15 protein-coding genes are annotated in these 16,901 nt (G+C 72.4%); 13 read left to right on the plus strand and 2 right to left on the minus strand.

The window, feature by feature from the left end:
• Positions 1 to 53: 53 nt before the first annotated feature.
• The 5 genes from AC2DFQ_RS09890 to AC2DFQ_RS09910 all read left to right on the plus strand — a co-directional run bounded on the left by AC2DFQ_RS09890 (position 54) and on the right by AC2DFQ_RS09910 (position 4,549).
• Positions 54 to 491: a nitroreductase family deazaflavin-dependent oxidoreductase gene (locus AC2DFQ_RS09890; protein WP_484510561.1), complete on the plus strand. Its 438-nt coding sequence runs from the start codon at positions 54 to 56 to the stop codon at positions 489 to 491.
• 85 nt (positions 492 to 576) lie between these two features.
• Positions 577 to 1,932, plus strand: a complete 1,356-nt coding sequence (locus AC2DFQ_RS09895) for a cell division protein PerM (protein ID WP_484510562.1) — start codon at positions 577 to 579, stop codon at positions 1,930 to 1,932.
• A 4-nt stretch (positions 1,933 to 1,936) separates the two neighbouring features.
• Positions 1,937 to 2,554, plus strand: a complete 618-nt coding sequence (purN, locus tag AC2DFQ_RS09900) for a phosphoribosylglycinamide formyltransferase (protein ID WP_484533769.1) — start codon at positions 1,937 to 1,939, stop codon at positions 2,552 to 2,554.
• A gap of 29 nt (positions 2,555 to 2,583) precedes the next feature.
• A complete protein-coding gene (gene purH, locus AC2DFQ_RS09905; RefSeq protein ID WP_484510564.1) occupies positions 2,584 to 4,188 on the plus strand; it encodes a bifunctional phosphoribosylaminoimidazolecarboxamide formyltransferase/IMP cyclohydrolase in 1,605 nt (534 codons plus the stop codon).
• A gap of 28 nt (positions 4,189 to 4,216) precedes the next feature.
• Positions 4,217 to 4,549: a hypothetical protein gene (locus AC2DFQ_RS09910; protein ID WP_484510565.1), complete on the plus strand. Its 333-nt coding sequence runs from the start codon at positions 4,217 to 4,219 to the stop codon at positions 4,547 to 4,549.
• Between the two features lie 30 nt (positions 4,550 to 4,579).
• Here the strand turns inward: AC2DFQ_RS09910 and AC2DFQ_RS09915 are convergent, their stop codons facing one another.
• Positions 4,580 to 5,278 carry a hypothetical protein gene (locus AC2DFQ_RS09915; RefSeq protein ID WP_484533770.1) on the minus strand — a complete coding sequence of 233 codons (699 nt, stop codon included), beginning with the start codon at positions 5,276 to 5,278 and terminating at the stop codon, positions 4,580 to 4,582.
• On the minus strand, positions 5,271 to 6,035 hold the full coding sequence (locus AC2DFQ_RS09920; protein ID WP_484510567.1) for a hypothetical protein: 765 nt from the start codon (positions 6,033 to 6,035) through the stop codon (positions 5,271 to 5,273). Before AC2DFQ_RS09920 ends, AC2DFQ_RS09915 begins: the two co-directional genes overlap by 8 nt.
• Positions 6,036 to 6,113: 78 nt before the next feature.
• On the opposite strand from AC2DFQ_RS09920, the gene AC2DFQ_RS09925 reads away from it, so the two are divergent.
• The 8 genes from AC2DFQ_RS09925 (at position 6,114) to AC2DFQ_RS09960 (ending at position 16,901) form a co-directional block, all read left to right on the plus strand.
• On the plus strand, positions 6,114 to 7,121 hold the full coding sequence (locus AC2DFQ_RS09925) for a hypothetical protein (RefSeq protein WP_484533771.1): 1,008 nt from the start codon (positions 6,114 to 6,116) through the stop codon (positions 7,119 to 7,121).
• Positions 7,118 to 11,458, plus strand: coding sequence for a type VII secretion EssC family protein (locus tag AC2DFQ_RS09930; RefSeq protein ID WP_484533772.1), 4,341 nt, complete (start codon positions 7,118 to 7,120; stop codon positions 11,456 to 11,458). The genes AC2DFQ_RS09925 and AC2DFQ_RS09930 overlap by 4 nt, the downstream gene beginning before the upstream one ends.
• A 90-nt stretch (positions 11,459 to 11,548) precedes the next feature.
• On the plus strand, positions 11,549 to 12,160 hold the full coding sequence (locus AC2DFQ_RS09935) for an FHA domain-containing protein (protein WP_484510570.1): 612 nt from the start codon (positions 11,549 to 11,551) through the stop codon (positions 12,158 to 12,160).
• Between the two features lie 10 nt (positions 12,161 to 12,170).
• Positions 12,171 to 12,899, plus strand: a complete 729-nt coding sequence (locus AC2DFQ_RS09940) for a hypothetical protein (protein WP_484533773.1) — start codon at positions 12,171 to 12,173, stop codon at positions 12,897 to 12,899.
• A gap of 125 nt (positions 12,900 to 13,024) precedes the next feature.
• Positions 13,025 to 13,318, plus strand: coding sequence for a WXG100 family type VII secretion target (locus AC2DFQ_RS09945; RefSeq protein ID WP_135063853.1), 294 nt, complete (start codon positions 13,025 to 13,027; stop codon positions 13,316 to 13,318).
• 81 nt (positions 13,319 to 13,399) lie between these two features.
• Positions 13,400 to 13,732: a WXG100 family type VII secretion target gene (locus AC2DFQ_RS09950; protein WP_484510572.1), complete on the plus strand. Its 333-nt coding sequence runs from the start codon at positions 13,400 to 13,402 to the stop codon at positions 13,730 to 13,732.
• Positions 13,729 to 14,022, plus strand: coding sequence for a hypothetical protein (locus tag AC2DFQ_RS09955; RefSeq protein ID WP_484510573.1), 294 nt, complete (start codon positions 13,729 to 13,731; stop codon positions 14,020 to 14,022). The genes AC2DFQ_RS09950 and AC2DFQ_RS09955 overlap by 4 nt, the downstream gene beginning before the upstream one ends.
• Positions 14,019 to 16,901, plus strand: coding sequence for a TNT domain-containing protein (locus AC2DFQ_RS09960; RefSeq protein WP_484533774.1), 2,883 nt, complete (start codon positions 14,019 to 14,021; stop codon positions 16,899 to 16,901). The genes AC2DFQ_RS09955 and AC2DFQ_RS09960 overlap by 4 nt, the downstream gene beginning before the upstream one ends.

The raw sequence follows: 16,901 nt of genomic DNA on the forward strand, positions 1-16,901 counted from the left end.
TCAGGGGTGTGGGGGGGGCTTGAACCTGATCGGATGCGCCGTAGGCTGTGAACATGCCGCTCCCAGGAGAATATCTGCCCGGGACCGACGACGGGGCACGCACGCAGGCCGAGACCTTCGAAGCCTCCTCCGGCGCCGAGGCGAACGAGCTGCGCGGAAAGCCGATCATCGTGCTCACCACCGTCGGTGCCAAGAGCGGCGGGCTCCGCAAGACCGCGCTCATGCGCGTCGAGCACGACGGGCGCTACGCGGTCGTCGCGTCCGACGGCGGGGCCCCGCGCCCGCCGGCGTGGTACTTCAACATCGTGAAGAATCCGCAGGTCCAGCTGCAGGACGGTGATCGGCTCGGCGACTACGTCGCCCACCTCGCCGAGGGGCCAGAGCGGGACGAGTGGTGGGCGAGGGCGGTCGAAGCCTGGCCCGAGTACGCCGAGTATCAGACGAAGACCGACCGGGTGATCGCGTTGTTCGTCCTCGATCCTCTCGACTGAGCCGCCGCTTCCACCGCGGTCGCCGTGGGGGAGCCCGGGGCGCCGTGCCGTTCCCGCCGCCTCCCGCAGGTAGGGTCGTTGGCGCATGAATCGCCTCCTCGTCGCCCTCCTCGCCGCCTTCGACGCCCTCGTGGCGGCCGCGGGCGGCCTCGCCATCGCTCTGGCCCCGCTCACCCTCCTGTGGGTGCTCGCCCTCGGCGGCGGTGCCGACTGGGCGGCCCTCTGGCCCGCCGGCGCGGCCGTATGGCAGTTCGGGCATCTGGTGCCCCTCAGCATCCACCTGCCGGGCACCTACGTCGCCGCGGCGGGTATCGACCCGGCGGCAGCCGACTTCGTCCTCTCCCTCGCCCCGCTCGGATTCGCCGTCTTCACCGCGCTGTTCGCTGCGCGGTCGGGCGGTCGGGCGGCCCGCGCCGGGGAGCCGCTCACGGGGGCCCTGTCCGGATCGCTCGTCTTCGCCGCCGTCACCGCCGCGGTGGCGTTCACCGGAGCCACCCCGTTCGCGTCGGTGGAGCTGTGGCAGGCTCTGCTGTTCCCCACGCTGGTGTTCGCCGTGCCGTGCGCCCTCGGTGCCGCCGTGGGTGCCTGGGTCGTCGCCGAGGGGCCGGCGGGGCGCCTGCGCGACCGCGTCGAGGCTCTGCCGGGTGGATGGGGCGGGGTGCCGGGGCTGCTCGTGCGCGGCACGGCGATCGCGGTGACGGCTCTCCTCGGGGTCGGCGCCCTCGTCTTCGGCGTCGCCGTCCTCGCCCGCGGCGGGCAGGTGGTCGCCCTCTTCGAGGCCGGCAACGTCGACGCGATCGGGGCCACGGTCCTGGCCCTGGGGCAGCTCGCGTACCTGCCGACGCTGATCGTGTGGGGCGCGGCCTTCGCCGCGGGGCCCGGATTCGCGCTCGGCACCGACAGCGCCGTCTCGCCCTCCGGTACGCAGCTCGGGGTGATCCCGGGCATCCCCGTCCTCGGGGCGATCCCCGAGTCGACGTCGCCCTGGCTGCTGCTGCTCGCCCTCCTGCCGATCGGTGTCGGGGTGCTCATGGGCTGGATGCTGCGCTCCCAGCTGGTCGCGGAGCATCCCGGCGCAGAACCCTACGGGCCGCGCCTCGTCCTCGTCGCGGGCACCAGCGTTCTCACCGGTGCGGTCTTCGCGCTCCTCGCCCTCTGCGCGCGCGGTGCGATCGGCCCCGGACGGCTGGCCGACACCGGCCCCGAGCCGGGCCCGGTGGCCCTGGCCGTCGCACTCGAAGTGGCCGTGGGCGCGGCCATCCTGCTCCTCTCTCCCCGCCGGGGCTCCGACACCCGGGATCCGGCACCGGCAGACCCGATCCCCGAGCGGCCCCCTTTCCCGACGCTGCCGGTGACGTTCCCCATCGACCCGGTCCTGCCGCCTCACCGCGACCGGGAGGACGGATCGTCCGGACCGCGCCCGGGCGCCTCGCTAGACTGACCGGGTGCTCACGGTCGCCGTTCTCATCTCAGGCACCGGCTCCAACCTCCGCGCCCTCCTGGATGCGGCGTCAGCGCCCGAGTTCCCCGCGCGCGTCGTCGTGGTGGGTGCCGACCGCGAGGCCGACGGATTCGCGCATGCCGAGGCCTACGGCATCCCGACCTTCCTCGTCCCCTGGAGCGGGTTCGATTCGCGTGAGGCGTGGGGGGCGGAACTCGACTCCCAGCTCGACGTGTGGCGGCCCGACCTGGTGGTGCTGAGCGGGATGATGCGCCTCCTCCCGGCGGCGGTGGTGGAGAAGTGGATGCCCCGCATCATCAACACCCACCCGGCGTATCTGCCCGAGTTCCCCGGCGCCCATGCCGTCCGCGACGCGATCGCCGCGGGAGTCTCGGAGACGGGGGCCAGCGTCATCATCGTCGACACCGGCGTGGACACGGGGCCGCTCCTCGCTCGGGAGCGGGTGGCCGTGCGCGACGGCGACGACGAGGCCACCCTGCACGAGCGCATCAAGCCCGTCGAGCGGCGCCTGCTGATCGACGTCGTTCGTCGCGTGGCCACCGGCGAGCTCGACCTTGCCGCGGTCGCCTTCCCCTCTGCCGGTACCACCCCCGCCCCCTGAACCCGCTTCCGCCTCGAAGGAGCTTTCCCATGGCCGGTCCTCGCCACGATCCGACGCTGTACCGCGAACGCGACATCGTCCCCATCCGCCGTGCGCTGGTGTCGGTGAGCGACAAGACCCATCTGCTGCGCCTCGCCGAGGCCCTCGCGGGCGCCGGCGTGGAGATCGTGTCCACCGGATCGACGGCGTCGACCATCCGCGAGGCGGGGTACGACGTCACCGATGTGTCGGCGGTCACCGGGTTCCCCGAGTCGCTGGATGGCCGGGTGAAGACGCTCCACCCCGGCGTGCACGCGGGGCTGCTCGCCGACCTCCGCCTGCAGGACCACGAACGCCAGCTCGACGAGCTGGAGATCGCGCCGTTCGAGCTCGTCGTGGTCAACCTGTACCCCTTCGTCGAGACCGTCGCATCCGGAGCCGCCGGCGACGACGTCGTCGAGCAGATCGACATCGGCGGCCCGGCGATGGTGCGCGCTTCGGCGAAGAACTACGCCAACGTCGCGATCGTCGTCTCGCCGGAGTCGTACCCGGCGATCATCGAGGCGATCGGGGAGGGCGGCACGACGCTGACGCAGCGCAAGCAGCTCGCCGCCCGCGCCTTTGCGCACACGGCCGCCTACGACGCGGCCGTCGCTGCGTGGTTCGCCGAAGGCACACTCGTGGAGGACGACCTGCCCGGGCACCTCACGATCAAGGCCGAGCGCATGAGCACGCTGCGGTACGGCGAGAACGCGCACCAGCGCGCCGCGATCTACACGCGCTCGGGCGGGCACGGGATCGCCCAGGCCACGCAATTGCAGGGCAAGGAGATGTCGTACAACAACTACGTCGACGCGGACGCTGCCCTGCGCGCCGCGTTCGACATGGTCAAGCCCGCGGTCGCCATCATCAAACACGCCAACCCGTGCGGCATCGCCGTGGCTGCGCCCAACGCACTCGACGAGATCGCCAGCGCCCATCTGCGTGCGCACGAGTGCGACCCGGTGTCGGCGTTCGGCGGGGTGATCGCCGCCAATCGCACCGTCACCCTCAAGATGGCCGAGAACCTCCGCGACATCTTCACCGAGGTGATCGTCGCCCCCGACTTCGAGCCCGAAGCGCTCGAGGTGTTCCGGCTGAAGCAGAACCTGCGTCTGCTGCGTCTTCCGGAGGACTGGCAGCAGGAACGGATGGACGTGCGGCTGGTCTCCGGCGGGCTCCTCCTCCAGGACGCCGACCGCTTCCCCGCCGACATCGAGTCGGTCGCGGCAGGGTGGGAGCTCGTGTCGGGCGAGCGCCCCGCCCCCGAGGAGATGACCAACTTGGTGTTCGCGTGGAAGGCCTGCCGCGCGGTGAAGTCGAACGCGATCGTGCTGGCAAAGGGCTCGGCCACCGTCGGGATCGGCATGGGCCAGGTCAACCGAGTGGACTCGTGCCGGCTCGCCGTCGAGCGGGCGGGGGATCGGGCGGCCGGTTCGGTCGCCGCATCCGACGCGTTCTTCCCCTTCGCCGATGGTCCGCAGGTGCTCATCGACGCGGGCGTGAAGACGATCGTCCAGCCGGGCGGATCGGTGCGCGACCAGGAGGTCGTGGATGCGGCACGCGCGGCAGGTGTCACGATGTTCTTTACGGGAGAGCGTCATTTCTTCCATTGATCAACGCGAAAACGAAAGGCGGTAACGGATGTCGGATGTCCTCGCGCAGCGGTGCGCTGTTCTTGCCCAGCCCGTGGTGGATCTCATGGCGGCCTCGATCGAGTGCCAGACCAAGAGCCCGGAGTCGTTCGCGAAGGTGATCGCGCTGGCCGGCGAGGTGCGTGCCATCGCCGAGCAGGGAGCGGACGGCATCTCCCAGCCCGACTACATCACGTGGGCCACCGGCGCTCCGGCGGTGCTGACCGCGATGGAGCAGGCGGCGGAGCGCCGCGACCCCGAGGGCGTCTGGGCGGCGTTCGCCGACCCCCAGGTGGGGCTCAACCGCCTCGGTTCGGCGTGCCAGGGCCAGCCTCGCTGGTGACCTGACCGCATTCAGCCGAGCGGGCAGCGGTCAGCAGGGGATGGGCGGGGTGATCTCGGCCTCGCTGCCCCACGCCGTGAAGCTCAGGTCCACGGCACCGGTCTCGTCCGCGCGCACCAGCCGGGCGGGAAGTGGCGCGCCCGACGTTGCGACCGTGAGCACGCCGGCGGTGCCCTCGTCGCCGAGCAGGAGATCGACGGCGCCGTCGGCCGGGGCGCTGAGCCCCGACGCGTCCGCGGTGAGCTGCGCGACGAGGTCGACGGGCTGGACGAGCGGCATCCAGCGCTGCACGGCCGGGTCGTCCGGGGACACGCAGGACCACTGGCCGGCGGTGAGGGCCAGGAGCCCGGCCGCGGCAGGGGAGGGGTTCACCCACGCGGTGCCGGCATCCACGACGATCGCCGTGGCAGCCCCATCCAGCGTGATCTCCGCCGTCCAGCTCTGCTCGCTCCCGGTCCGGCGCACCTGCATCTCCCGCCCGGTGGCGGCGTCGCGGTAGGTGCCGGCGACCTCGCCGCCCCCGGCCGCCCGCATCGCGGTCAGCACGCTGTCGCGCGCGGCCTCCGGCGGCAGGAGCGCGAGTCCGTTGCCGTCGCCCTCGGGTTCGTACGTCGACAGGTCAGCGGTGGTCGGTGTGGGGATCGGCTCCGGCGCGGTCCCCGAGCAGCCCACGAGCAGTGCGGCCGCCGTCGCGAGGACGGCGAAGGCGCGGATGCGGCGCTCAGTCATCCGCCACGCACGCGGACGCGCCGCCCTGCGCGGAGACGGTGGCGGCATCCAGGGCCACCGGGGCGGTCTCGTTCCCGGCGGCGGGACGAACGAGCACGCACGAGCGCTCGTCGATGAAACCCATCCCGACAGGAATCCACGCCTCGGTACCGCTGACGACCTGCGACATGTCCATCGCATCCCCGGCGGGTCCGCCCACGACGATCAGCTGATACGGGACGTCCGGACCCGACCACGACACGCGGACGTTGTCGTCGCCGGCGGCGAGGGTCAGGCCGGTCGCGGCCGGTCGCGGGTTGAGCAGCCCCAGGACGATGAACACCACCAACGCGATGAGCGCCAGGAGCGTCGTGATGGCGGAGACCAGGAAAGCGGGATGCCGCCACATCGGCCGGGGCGCGACCTGGGCATCCTCCAGCTCGGGGAGGACGTCGGCGGCGCTTTCGAGACGGCGGATGTCGCCGGCCGTGGCCGACAGGCTGGCGCGCGCCGTGTCCCAACCGATGCGTGCCGGTTCGACGTCGGCGGGCGGCTGCTCCACGCGGGAGGGCGCGAAGATCGGTGCGGCCGTGATCGGGGCGCCGGAGCGCCGCGGGGCGGCAGCGACCGTGGCGGCGGGGATGCCCTCGGCGGGGCGCCACTGCGTGGCGGCGACCTCCGGGTCAGGGGGGTCGGCGAGCGCCGCGGACGAGCGCAACGGACCAGGGCCGTCGGCGGCCTCGCGGTGCGCGCGGCGCGTCGGGGTGCTGTCGCTCATACCACGCTCCGGAAGCCCGGGCCGGCGCCTGGGACCCGCCTATCATAGTGGGGAATCGACCCCTGTCCTGGAGGCGCCATGCCCCGCTCGTCCGTGCGCGCCGCCGGTGCCCTCGCGGCGCTCGTCGCGTGCGTGGCGTGGGGCGCGGCGCCGGCCGCCGCATCCGCCCCCAGCGACGCGCGCGCCGACAGCGGCGTGATCGAGATCCCGTACGGGGAGCCGATCGACGTGCGTCCCAGTGGCGGGTGGAGCATCGACTGCGCCGGCGTCGGGACGCTCGAGGGTGTCGACATCGCGTGCACGGAGGAGGGCCTCAGCCTCGCCGCCCCGTTCGACGCCGACCGGGAAGAGCAGATCCTGCCGGTCGCGTTGCGGGCGGGGGCGGCGAGCGCCGACGTGCGCTACCGCGTGCGGCTCGAACCGCCTGCCGCGCCGGAGATCGGCGCACCCGCCATCGATGTGCCGCTGCCGGTGGGGCGGCAGAGTCTCGTGCCGCTGTCGCTGCTGGATCTCACGTGCGTCCTGTGCGCCGAAGCGAAGGTCGAGGTCGTCGAGGTCATGCCCGCATCCGCGATCGTGGGCGTCGGGCCGGCGCACCTCGCTGTCCGGCCGGCCGAGCCCGGCGAGATCACGGTGAAGCTCACCGTCACCGACGATGCCGGACAGGCCGTCGACGGGGAGCTGGTCCTCCACGCCACGTCGGCTCTTCCCGGCGCCCCCCGCGCGCTGCACCTGAGCGGACCGGAGCCGGTGCTCCTGGCCGACCTCGTGGACGCCGGCGACGTCACCATCTCCTGCCTGGCGGTGGACCCCGCCCTCACCTGCGGTGCCGGCGGGGAACTCGCCCGCGCGGCCGAGACGGAGAGTCCCGTGCAGGTGGCCTACCGGGTCGTGGATGCTGCGGGCCGCCAGTCGCTCGGCAGCTTCACCGTCGATCCCGCCTCCGCGCTCGCCCCGATCGCCCCGTCGTGGTCGCGCACCGCCGATCTCCGCCTCGCCGTGGCAGCTCCGTCCGAGGACGACAGCGAAGCGCCGTCGCTTCTTGCCCCCCTTACCCGCATCCTGCAGGAGGTACCCGCGTCATGACGCTCCGGCTCACGATCGACCGCCCGAACGAGGCCGCCCCCGCCGAGTCGTGGGTGGTGAAGGTGGATGCAGCCACCACGGTGTCGGAGCTTGCCGAGTCGCTCAAAGTCGACCCGACCGTGCTCGCTCCCGGCGCCGACGCCGGCGAGAGCTTCGCCGAGTCGGGCGTGCGCAGCGGCGTGCGGGTGCCAGCTTCTTCCCCCGTCGTCATCTCCCCGGGAAGGCTCCGCCTGGAATTCGTCGCCGGGCCGTTCGCCGGCGAGGTGGTCGCACTCGAGCCCGGACGCGAGATCGTGATCGGCCGGAGCAACGACGCCAGCGTCTGCGTCGCCGACCCGCACCTGGAGGGCCGTCACGCCACGCTGACCGCGGTCGGGGGGTCGGCGCCGGACGGTTCGGTCGCGCCGCTGACGGCGACCGTGGCACTGACCGATCCCAGCGGCAGCCTCGTCGTCAACGGCGTCGAGACGGCCGCCGCCGTGCAGATCGTGCCGGCAGACCTCGTGCAGCTGGGCAGCAGCATCGTCCGCATCGGCATGTCGCCGGCACCGGATGCCGACCTCACCATCGACGAGGTCGGGACGCGCGCGTTCAACCGCCCGTCGCGCATCCGTCCCGCCCGGCAGACGCCCGTGGTGGCCCTTCCCGGCGACAAGCCCGACGAGGCCGACGGATCGCCGCTGCCGTGGCTGTCGGCGATCATCCCCATCGTGCTCGGCGTCACCCTCGCCGTGGTCTTCCAGCGACCGATCATGCTCATGATGGCCGCGGCGTCACCGGTCATGGTCGTGGGGTCGTTCCTCATGAACAAGCGCCTGGCCGAGCGCAAGGGCCAGCGCACCGAAGCCGAGTGGGTGCAGGACATCCATGACGCCCGCGCGCGCCTGGCCGATCTGACGCGCGAGCAGCGTCTGGACGCGTGGTACCGCCACCTGGACCCGGTGGTCATCCGCGACATCGCCACGCGCCCCCTCGCCCGTCTGTGGGAGCGCCGACGCTCGGACCAGGACGCCCTGCGGGTGCGGGTCGGCGTCGCCGAGATCCCCCTCGAGGTGCGCTTCGAGGGCGGACCGCAGAAGGAACGCACGCTCGAGCGCCGCGTCGGCGTGTCTCCCGCGCCCGTGTCGGTCGACCTGGCCTCCGGCCCCGTCGGCATCAGCGGTCCCGCCGACGTCACCGCGGGGCTCGCCAGGGCCGTCATCACCGAACTCGCCACGCTGCGCTCGCCCCGCGACCTGCAGTTCGTCGTGCTGTGCGACCGCGAGCAGGAGGCGACGTGGTCGTGGGTGCAGTGGCTTCCGCACGTCAACGTCGGTGCCGGACCGGTGGCCCTCATCGGCAACACCGACCACACGCGCCGGGAGCGCCTGCGCGAGGTCGGGGCGCTGCTGGAGGCGCGGATGCGAGCGGGCGCCGAGCGTCGCGGCGGCTCGGCGGATGCGCATCTCGTTCTCGTCATCGACGGCGCCCGGCGCTACCGCATGCTCCCGGGCATGGTGACGATCCTGGAGAAGGGTGCGCAGTTCGGCATCCACGTCGTCGCGCTCGACAGCGACCGCTCGCGCCTGCCCGAGGAGGCCGCATCCGTCGTCACCGTGGACGGCGTCGATCCGCTCCTGGGCCGGGTCGAATCCGCGGAGGAGTACTACGCGCCGGTGCTGCTGGACCAGGTGAGCCTCGCGTACGCCGAAGACATCGCCCGGGCGCTCTGCCCCATCGAGCACGTCCGCGGTGTGGGCGACGACGCCACGCTTCCCTCCAGCGTCCGCTACAGCGAACTCATGGGCATCGACCTCGACGATCCGCGTCCGATCGCCGAGCAGTGGCAGCTCGTTCCGCGCCAGTCGTACGTGGTGGTCGGTGCCGGCACCGAGGGCGAGTTCGCGATCGACATCGCCTCCGACGGTCCGCATGCCCTGGTGGCCGGCACGACCGGGTCGGGCAAGTCGGAGTTCCTGCAGACCCTCGTCATCTCCCTCGCCCTGGCGAACCGGCCCGACGCCCTGAACTTCGTGCTCATCGACTACAAGGGCGGATCGGCCTTCGCCGACTGCAGCCGCCTGCCGCACACCGTCGGAATGGTCACCAACCTCGACGCGCGGGAGACCGAGCGCGCGCTGGCCTCCCTGGACGCCGAGCTGAAGCGGCGCGAGCGGGTGCTCCGCGACGACATCGGGGCGAAGGACGTCGACGCCGCGTGGGAGAAAGACCCGGATGCCGCGGCGCGGCTGGGCCTGGCGCGCCTCATGATCGTCGTCGACGAGTTCGCCGAACTCAAAACCGAACTGCCTGACTTCATCAACGGCCTCGTGCGCATCGCCCGCGTCGGGCGCTCGCTCGGGGTGAACCTCGTGCTGGCGACGCAGCGGCCCTCGGGCGTGATCACGCCCGAGATGCAGTCGAACATCAACCTGCGCGTCGCCCTCCGCGTCACCGATCGTGCCGACTCCGGCGATGTCATCGGAACCCCCGACGCCGCTCTCATCCCGGCCGGCTCCCCCGGGCGCGGGTACGTGCGAGCGGGGCTGGATGCGGCCCCCGCGCCGTTCCAGACCGCGCGCGTCGCCGCTCTCCGGCTCGGCCACCAGCGCGCCGCGCGGGTGCTGCCGCCCGCGGCCCGCGTGGAATGGCAGACCCTGGGCCTTCCGCCGCGGTACCCCAGCGCCCCGCAGCAGACCGCGCACCGCCCCGACCAGGACGACACCGACCTGCGGGCGCTCGTGCAGCTGGCCGGCCAGGCCGCGCAGCTTCTCGGGGTTCCCAAGAGCCCGTCGCCGTGGCTCATGCCGCTGCCCGATGTCCTGCCGCTGGACCGGTTCGACGACGACGCCGTCCCGGACGGTGCCGCCATCCTCGGGCTGGAAGACGTTCCCAGCGAGCAGACCCAGCGACCGCTGGTGTGGAGCATCCTCGACGACTCGCACCTGCTGATGTTCGGCGGCAGCCGATCGGGTCGGACCACGGCGCTGCGCACGATCCTGTCGCAGGTGGTGCTGCGCTTCACGCCCGCCGACCTGCACCTGTACATCGTCGACTGGGGCAACGGCGCACTGCTGCCGCTGGCCGGGGCGCCCCACACCGGCGCGGTCATCACCCCGCAGGACGCCGAGCGCCTCCCACGGCTCCTCGCGCGCCTCGCCGGCGAACTCTCGCGGCGGCAGGGCGTGCTCGCCCAGGCCGCGGTGGGCAGCATCGCCGAGCAGCGACGCACGGCCGACCCGCGCGAGGCCCTGCCGTACGCCATCGTCGTCTTCGACGGCTGGGAGCGGCTGTCGGCCTCGCTCAGCCCGGACGAGATGGTCTCCCTCCGCGACCAGATGCTGCGGCTGCTGCGCGAAGGGCCGGCCGTCGGCATCCGCGTGGTCGTGACCGCCGACCGCAGCATCCCCTCCGACCGCATCGCGAGCTTCATCGACGCGCAGTACGCGCTGCCGATGCGCGACGTGAACGACTACCGCGGAGCGGGCATCATGGTGCGGGAGATTCCGCAGGACATGCCCGCCGGTCGTGTCCTGTTCGGGCCCAGCGGCACCGAGGGGCAGATCGCGGTGATCAACGCCGACACCTCGGGGGAGGCCCAGGGCGCCACCCTGCGCGGTACCGTCGAGCACGCCGCCGCGCACTTCGCGCGGTTCCCGCAGTTGTCGGAGCTGCCCGCTGCCCTGCGCGTCGATCCGCTGCCCTCGCACATCGGGCTGTCGGATGCGGCGCTCCTGCCGCTCGCGGAGCCCGATGCCGCAGAGACCCCGATGGTCGGCGTGGGCGGCGACACGCTCTCGCGCTTCACGATCGACTGGCCGGAGGTGGGCGGCTTCGTGGTCGTCGGTGACCGCCGAAGCGGAAAGACCGACGCCCTCGCGCTGATCACCCACCAGCTGGGCTGGGCCGGCACCCGCATGGCGGTGGTCGCCGCTGCCGGCTCCGTCCTGGCCGAAGTGGCCGCCGCGCACAGCATCCCCGTCCTGACCTCTGCGTCCACCGCAGAGCAGGTGGAGGAGGCGATCGCCGCGGAAGACCTCGTCACCGTCGTCGTCGACGACGCCGAGGCCATCCGCGATTCCGTGCTCGAGCGGGCGCTGGTGGCGGCGCGGACCCGGCTGCGCTTCATCATCTCGCTGGGGGCGGATTCGGCCGGAACGGCCATCAGCGGCGTCGTCACGGACGCCAAGCGCGGCCGCACCGGACTCGTGCTGTCGCCGACCTCCACGATCCTCGGCACGCAGCTGTTCAGCACGCAGATCCCGCGCCCGTTCGTGGGTCGCGGTGCACCCGGATCGGGCGTGCTGTTCGTGTCGGGCGGCTATACGGCGGTCCAGGTGCCCGACCTGCGGGCCTGAGGACGACACGCGCGGGCCTCGGTCCCGCGTAAGCTGACAGGGTTGGGTGCGGACGGGGGTCCGCACGTTCACGATGCGAGGGGCCACCCCATGAGCACGCAGTGCCGCTTCTGTGGTGCGGCCGTCCGGCCGAATACGATGTTCTGCCCGTCCTGCGGGCAGATCGTCGTCGCCGATGCGCCGGTCGCCGGCGGGGGCAACCCCCTGCCACCGCCCTTCCGTACCACCGGAGGCGGTAGTCGTGAGCCGGAGGCCGTGGCGGCTCCCGTCAGCGCGCCCGAGCCGGTCGCTCCGGTGCCCCTGCCCGATCTCACCCCTCGTCCCGCCGGGCGGCCGACGTCGGTGGCGCCCCCCGCGCCCGTCGCCCCCGCCGCCCTCGCGCTGCGGCTCCCGCAGGGCACCGAGATCGCCATCGACCAGACGCTCGTCCTCGGGCGCAACCCTGCCGGGCGGGCCGCCGACCACGACGGCGTCCCGGTGGAGGTCGCCGACCCCACCCGGTCGGTCTCGCGCGTGCACCTGATCATCCGCCCGAGCGCGCCGGGGGAGGCGACCGCCGAAGACGCGGGTTCGGGCAACGGCACCCATGTGGAGCGCGCCGGGGTGCGTCATCCCCTCGGCCCGCGTGAGCCGTTCCCGATCTCCGCCGGTGACCGCCTGCTCCTCGGGGATGTCGTCGTCGAGGTCGGCACGGCGCGATGACCGCGCGGCGATGACCGCACTGACGCCGAGCGGCGGGCGACCGATCGATGCCGTCGCGCTGAACGCCGACCGCGGGCACCTCCGAGCGACCCTGCGCCGCAATACCGCCTACGTCGGCACCTACCTCCTGCTGTCGGCCATCGTGGGAGCCGGCATCGTGGCGCTCGCCGTCAGCGACATCGGGCGCCTCGCGACTTACTTCCTCCTGAGCCTCCTCCTGGTCATCCTCCTCGCGAGCCTGGTGCTCGGACTGTGGCTGCGGCGCCGCGTGCGCGGTTTCCTCCGCGCGGAGGACCCGCTGCTCATCCTCACCCCGGAGGCACTGCTCTTCTCCGGCATCCCTCCGGTCCCGTGGCCGGACGTCCTCGGGGTCGTCTACTGCGACGAACGGGCAGGTCTCGCCCGTGGCGGGGGGCTCAGCCGCTGGATGAGACGCCTCACCTACCGCGCGGGGGGCTCTCAGGTGACCCTGCATGTGGGGATCGCCCGTCCCAAGCGCTTCCGCGCCGGAGCCAGCGGCGGTCTCACGCGCTACCTCAGCACGGCCCTGGACCTCGGGGGGATCACGCTGCCGCTGGACGCGGCGCTGGGCGATCCGCAGCTGCACGCCCTGACCGGGGCGCTGCGAGAACTGAGCGCGACCGGGGTGGTGCGCTATCTCGAAACGGATGACCCGCGCCGGGTCGGGCGGGCGGCGTCGAGCATGGCCACCGGGCGGCCCATGCGTCGCGACGCATGAGGACTTTTCTGTCATAGGTGGTTCCCGGAGCGCAAGGCCCAAATTCCTCGCCGCGCATATGTGGTACAACCATTTTGGAACCTATGACCCGGGCGGCTTCCACGCCCTGAACCACGGAGGATCACATGGCGGACATCAAAGTCACCTCGGAGTCGCTCTCCGGCGTCGCGAACCAGCTCTCGTCTGGCGCGGCATCGATCGAGTCGCAGCTCAGCAACCTCAAGTCGCTCGTACAGGGGCTCATCGCCGGCGACTGGGGCGGCGCCGCCTCGCAGTCGTTCAACGAGCTGTACGAGCAGTGGGATGCCGCGGGCCTGCAGCTGAAGGAGTCCCTCACCGGCATCAGCGACCAGCTCTCGAAGGCCGCGCTGGCCTACGAAGAGTCGGAGAACAACATCAGCAACAGCTTCCGCGCCTGAGCGTGAGCATCGGGGGCGCCGGGAGACGGCGCCCCCTGTCGTCCGTGGGTGAGCGGCAGCAACCAGCGTAGGGAGCAGCAGATGGGGCAATTCTCGGTATCGACACCGGCCCTGGGGTATTCGGCGTCGGCGATGGTCGGAGCCGTCGCCCAGTTCGACGGGCACGTGTCTCAGATCTCCGGGGTGGTGACATCCATCGTGGGTGCGTCGTGGAGCGGCGACGCTGCGGACGCGTTCGCGGAGAGCTGGGCGGAGTGGCAGACCAACGCCGGCCTCCTCCGTGATGCCCTCACCGACATCGCCACACGGGTTCAGGGCGCGGAGACGGGATACACCGTGACCGAGATGCAGGTGACCGCCGCATCCCGTTCGTCCACCGTCGGCGCACGCCGTCAGGGCGGGGGCACCGCGTGAGCCAGCACACCTTCGACCTCGCCCAGCTGCGGGAGCTGGAAACGGCGCTCGGCAACCTCATCACCTACTGCACCGACCTCGAGACCCACGCCGCCGGTGCCACCGCGGCGGCCAACGCCCAGTGGGCGGGCGTGGCCAGCGTGGAGTTCCTCGGGCTCGTGGGCACGTGGCAGGTCGGCGCGACGGCGATCAAGACGCACGCCGAAGATCTGAAGAAATGGGTCGGCGAGGCCGCATCGGTCTACGAAGCCGCCCAGAACGACAACCGTACGATGTGGGCCAGCGCATGACGACGAGACGAATCGACCCGACCCTGTACGTCCAGGCCGCCGACGCCTTCGAGGCGATCGCGACCTCGGCCGACGGCGTGGGATCCAGCGCCAGCTCTTCGGCGAGCGGATACTCGTCGATGGCGGGAAGCGACCCGGGCGGCGAGCAGTTCGCCAGCGCCTACGACGACTCCGCCCGCGCCGCGCTGCAGAACATCTCCGACATCGGCATGCGCGCCAACACCCTGGACCGCCTCTTCATGGCGAGCGGCGCCAACGCCGCGTCGGCCGAGGCCGTCGCATCCGGGCAGCCCTTCGACGCCGGTGCTTTCACGCTGCGCCCTGCACGGTCGCCCGAGAACGTCTCGGCACCGCCGTCCGCGTTCGGCGGCAAGGGCGACGAGCCCAAGGGCTGGGATCTGGTGGTGGACTTCGTCGGGATGATGTGGCCCGATGCCGACACCGACCAGCTCGACGAGGCCGCACAGATGTGGAAGGACATCGCCCGCGACGTCCGCCGCGTCGCCACCGATGTGCGCCAGGCAGACAACGCCGTCTCCTCCCTCGACAGCGTGGAGCTGCCGAAGGCCCGAACCGAGGTGACCGACTTCGCCAGCGACATCACCGAGGTAGCCGATCTCATCGAGGAGATCGGCACGCAGTGCGGCGAGTATTCCGACGACGTGCGCGAAGCGCACAAGGAAGTCATCGAGATGCTCGTGCAGCTGGCGGTGGAGATCGCCGCCACGGTCGCGATCAGTGCCGCCCTCAGTGTCTTCACGCTGGGTGCGGGGGGCGCTGCCGGCGCCGCTGCGATTGCGGCACGCGTCGCTGTCATCGGTGGTCGCATCCTGACGATCCTCACGAAGGTGGGGGGCACCGCGGCGCGCGTGGCCGTGCGGATCCGGGCCATCCGGGCCAGCCTCATCCCTTACGCGCGAAGCCACGAACGGATGGCGCGGGCGATCATCAGTGTGGCCTCGGGCACCGCGGCCGCGGTGACCTCCGAGGTCATTGTCAAGCGCGGCGACGCGAATCTGCTCGCGGCCTTCGGTTCGGGGCTCGTGGGCGGCGCCGTCAGTGAGGCGATCACGGCGCCCTTCGGCCGCTACGGTCAGCGCGTCGCCGTCCAGGCGCTCGCCGGCGGTGGCGGGGGTGCGGCCGGTGCCGCCACCGATGGCCTCATCAGCGACGGCAGCGTCGACGTCCGTAACGTCGTCATCGGCGGCGTCGGTGGCGCCGGCTTCGGCGGTGGCATGGCCCGCCGAGGTTCCGGCCGCGGCTCGTCGTCTGCGGCAGACCCGGGCTCGGGCAACGTGCGGGTGAACGAGAACACGCCCGTCATCAGCGGTGGCGGAAATGCGGGCGCCGGCGGCCCCGACGGTGGTCGTACGGGCACCAACGACTACGAGGGTCCCGTCGTCAGCGGCGGCAACGACGTCAGCGGTGGCGGTGGCGACGGCGGTCCCGCGGGCAACACGGACTACGACGGCCCGAATGTGACCGGCGGCAACGACGTCAGCGGAAGCGGTGGCGACGGCGGCGGCGCACCGCAGGTTCCGCAGGGCGAGGCGCCCAACGCGACCGGCGGTAACGATGTCGGGCCTGGTTCGGGGAGCGGCAATGGCAGCGCCCCGCAGGTTCCTGAGGTTCACGCGCCCGGCGCGACCGGCGGCAATGGCGGCGGGGCTGGTTCGGGGTCCGGTTCGGGCACCAGCGCGCCCGACCCGGTGGACATCCCCACGCCTCCGGTACACACCGGCGGAGGCGGCGACGGCCTGCCGCCGTCCACGGGCTCGGGCGACAGCACGCCGAACCCGGGCAGCGGCCACGACCCCGAGACGCCCATCTTCCACGACGTCGAGAACGACCTGGGCGTCGACGCAGACGGCGACGGGTTCCCGATCTCCTCCGGGACCGGCGGCGCCGATGCGCCCGGCACCGGTGGGGGTGCTCCGACGAACGGTGGGGGTGCTCCGACGAACGGTGCCGATGCTCCGACGAACGGTGCGGATGCCCCCACCAACGGTGCGGATGCGCCGACCGACGGTGCGGATGCCCCCGGGAACGGTGCGGACGCCCGGGACGGCGCGCTCTCGGACGCCGACGCCGGCGATGCGGGCCCGCACGGCGGTCAGGCCGTGCCCCCGGTGGGCGGGGACGCGGCACCGCCGTCGGGAGCCGATGCCGATGCGACCACCCCCGCAGACGGTGCACCGCCGCGCGACGGCGACCTGCCGGCGGACCGCGTGGCACAGCTCGACGGTTCCTCGCCGCTGGTCGACACGACCGGACGCGACATCTCGCACGTCCTCGAGCAGAGTTCGCTGTCACCACGGGAACTGGCCGACTATCTGCAGGCCACGGACCGGCGCGCGTACAACGAGTTCATCCGAACGGGCCAGTGGCCCGACGACGTGCAGATCCCGCGCGATGCGAGCGTACTGGCCGATGGGGCCATCGATTGGGGACAGGTGCCTGGTCACGGTTTCGAGCTCGACGCCAGCGGAAATCCGATCATGCACGACGAGATCCCGGCTCCCGGCTCGTACATCGACCGGTACGGTCCCGGGAACGGGCGGTACACGTCGCCTCTCCCGGACGGCTCGCCCTACGCGTACGACGAGCGGTCCCTTCCCTACGTCCAGGATCCCGGGCAGTACCACCGGTACGAGGTGGTCGGCGATTTCAACGACCTCCGTTCCGCATACGACTCGGCTCCGGCGGATGTGCGTCGGGCCGTGGACAACCTTCGCGAGCTGGGCTACTTCTCCTTCGACAACGTGCCCCAGGCGGGTAACGCGGCGCCCGGCTTCGGCCAGCGCGGAGGCGCAGTACAGTACGAACTGCCGCTGAGCGTGGACATCCTCGTCGGCCTCGGCGTGCTCAAGGAGGTGTGA

The sequence above is a fragment of the Microbacterium sp. Z11_20 genome (assembly GCF_057197605.1).

Coding starts and splice junctions, on each gene's coding strand:
- AC2DFQ_RS09890 (WP_484510561.1), top strand. CDS start 54: ATGCCGCTCCCAGGAGAATATCTGCCCGGGACCGACGACGGGGCACGC.
- AC2DFQ_RS09895 (WP_484510562.1), top strand. CDS start 577: ATGAATCGCCTCCTCGTCGCCCTCCTCGCCGCCTTCGACGCCCTCGTG.
- purH (WP_484510564.1), top strand. CDS start 2,584: ATGGCCGGTCCTCGCCACGATCCGACGCTGTACCGCGAACGCGACATC.
- AC2DFQ_RS09910 (WP_484510565.1), top strand. CDS start 4,217: ATGTCGGATGTCCTCGCGCAGCGGTGCGCTGTTCTTGCCCAGCCCGTG.
- AC2DFQ_RS09915 (WP_484533770.1), bottom strand. CDS start 5,278: ATGACTGAGCGCCGCATCCGCGCCTTCGCCGTCCTCGCGACGGCGGCC.
- AC2DFQ_RS09920 (WP_484510567.1), bottom strand. CDS start 6,035: ATGAGCGACAGCACCCCGACGCGCCGCGCGCACCGCGAGGCCGCCGAC.
- AC2DFQ_RS09925 (WP_484533771.1), top strand. CDS start 6,114: ATGCCCCGCTCGTCCGTGCGCGCCGCCGGTGCCCTCGCGGCGCTCGTC.
- AC2DFQ_RS09930 (WP_484533772.1), top strand. CDS start 7,118: ATGACGCTCCGGCTCACGATCGACCGCCCGAACGAGGCCGCCCCCGCC.
- AC2DFQ_RS09935 (WP_484510570.1), top strand. CDS start 11,549: ATGAGCACGCAGTGCCGCTTCTGTGGTGCGGCCGTCCGGCCGAATACG.
- AC2DFQ_RS09940 (WP_484533773.1), top strand. CDS start 12,171: ATGACCGCACTGACGCCGAGCGGCGGGCGACCGATCGATGCCGTCGCG.
- AC2DFQ_RS09945 (WP_135063853.1), top strand. CDS start 13,025: ATGGCGGACATCAAAGTCACCTCGGAGTCGCTCTCCGGCGTCGCGAAC.
- AC2DFQ_RS09950 (WP_484510572.1), top strand. CDS start 13,400: ATGGGGCAATTCTCGGTATCGACACCGGCCCTGGGGTATTCGGCGTCG.
- AC2DFQ_RS09960 (WP_484533774.1), top strand. CDS start 14,019: ATGACGACGAGACGAATCGACCCGACCCTGTACGTCCAGGCCGCCGAC.